At 39.2% G+C, this 1,994-nt stretch carries 3 protein-coding genes and 1 tRNA gene; all 4 read right to left on the reverse strand.

Features of this window, described 5'->3' with window-relative positions; translation table 11 throughout:
- On the reverse strand, nt 1-168 hold a 168-nt coding region (locus C9E89_RS24220), incomplete at its 3' end, for a beta-sandwich lipoprotein (protein WP_456151163.1).
- A 44-nt stretch (nt 169-212) separates the two neighbouring features.
- Nucleotides 213-587 (reverse strand): Gp49 family protein, encoded by a 375-nt coding sequence (locus tag C9E89_RS22340; RefSeq protein ID WP_107010271.1) that lies wholly within the window; start codon nt 585-587, stop codon nt 213-215.
- A 97-nt stretch (nt 588-684) separates the two neighbouring features.
- Nucleotides 685-760: transfer RNA gene (locus tag C9E89_RS22345), tRNA-Arg, on the reverse strand.
- A 527-nt stretch (nt 761-1,287) separates the two neighbouring features.
- Nucleotides 1,288-1,839 carry a hypothetical protein gene (locus tag C9E89_RS22350; protein WP_107010272.1) on the reverse strand — a complete coding sequence of 184 codons (552 nt, stop codon included), beginning with the start codon at nt 1,837-1,839 and terminating at the stop codon, nt 1,288-1,290.
- Nucleotides 1,840-1,994 lie beyond the last annotated feature (155 nt).

Consider the following 1,994-nt stretch of genomic DNA (forward strand, 5'->3'; position numbering starts at 1 on the left):
CGTTAAAATGTATTCACCAGTAATGCCATTGTAGAAAACCACACGGCGATCCAGTTCAAAGTTATCCGCAGCATAAGATAAATTCTTAGATGCGACTTGAGCATCACGAGAACAACCAACCATTGCTACAGCACACATTAAACTAACAGCTAAAAGACGTTTTTTCATTGTTTTGCTTTCTCCAAGACAAAATAAAACCCCTTTCGGGGTGTTTAAAACTGTTTATCCAATTCAGCCTGGTATAGTTTTTCTTTCAATAGATAACCTTCAAGCATCCAAATTTTGTTGCGTGCATTTTCGTACGCAATCTTTTTGCCAATTTCAGGATCAAAGTTTTCAGGACTTGCACATGCTGATTCACCTGTAACAGTGAAGCCATTCTCAAGAACCAAAACACAAAAAGTTAAAAGACTTAGTGGATATTCCTTTCCGTAGCTAACACGATCACCTGTTGAGCCACGAATACCATCATTACCAGTAAAGAAATGTGTAACTTTGATTTTAGAATCAATATGATTAGGCGTTAATCGTGGTGCATTCAAACCTTTCGCTTGAATTTCTTGCTCAACTTGTTTTTCATTTGACATCTTCACTTTCCTCTAGGCATTAAAAAACCCCAACATGTGGGGTTAAGGTTTCGAATTCGATAGGTTTAAAATGGTGTAATCACACCTAATTAGAATATGGTACGCCATACAGGATTCGAACCTGTGACCATCCACTTAGAAGGCGGATGCTCTATCCACTGAGCTAATGGCGTATTAAAAAAGGGCTTCGTACAAAACGAAACCCTTGCCTTAGATTACGATATTAATCAGCTCGGCAACTGATCTACCGCTACTCAACACTACTGCTTCTCAAAGTTAGCTATTGATACGCTTTGTGTCTTTCAATCTCTTTTGGTCGGGGAGTCACCCACAATTTAAGGCTCTGAGGCTAACTCAATGTGTGACGAAATCACATTGGATATTTAGATATTTTGCTTGTGCTCGACCACATACAAGCGGATGTGTAATGAGGGATTATCTTTACCCTTGTCTAACCCTTTACACCCTTATGGTGTGCTGAGTGAAAAACTCAATGCCAAAGGCTGAGGCAACAAAAAAGCCCACTAAAAAGTGAGCTTCTATCTGGTGGCGGATGATTAAATTAAACCACTACGAATAAAGTAAGTCCGCCATAATGCAAAAAAGCTCAATTTTATGAGCTTTGATGACTTGGTCTCGGAAAACCGTAATACGACCAGTATAGTGAAACTATATACCATTCTTCGCTAGAACGAAATACTTAAGCCTTTAATTCTTTGTAAGTATTTTTTCTGTACTTTTCCACTGCTTCAGCAGCACATTTAATCGAAGTTTCCAAGGCGATAATCATCAAGTTTTCGTACTTTTTCCATGACACTCGATAAGCATCTTCACTCATATGGTTTTGCAATTGCCCTGCAAAGCATAAGCGACCATAGGCAGTGTGTTGACGCTCCATATCAGGAAAAAGCGCATACATTAAAACCATCCATCCAATTTTCTTTCCTAGATCCTCCATTGGAATTGTTTTTGGATCACGTTTGCCATCTTCTTTGGCATTCACAACAAGAATTCGAGCAAGATGATTCACAATAAAATCAAAATCCCCTTTCGACTTCTCACCAAAAACAATCACACTTGTCACCGACTTTTCCAACTGAGTTTCCATGCTTGCAATAGCACCCAAGCGATCTTGATAATCCAATGGCTTTTCCCCTGTACCTTTCGCCTCATCACTAAATTGCGGTGACTTAGCAGTGATGCCGTGAGTCAACCACTCGAATTGTTCAAACTTGTCTGCTACTGCGTTCATATTCATCACCCTAAATTTCTACGTTTCTTAAATTCTTCAACCGCTTTTTTATTTTCCCGACACGCCATTCGAAAAATAAAAATTGCCGCAGTCACACCAAAGATGATTGCTCCAGCTGCTACCCATGCAAGAAATTCAATTCCATTCATAAATCA

Origin of the sequence: Acinetobacter sichuanensis, assembly GCF_003024515.2 — a bacterium.
GTDB lineage: Bacteria > Pseudomonadota > Gammaproteobacteria > Pseudomonadales > Moraxellaceae > Acinetobacter > Acinetobacter sichuanensis.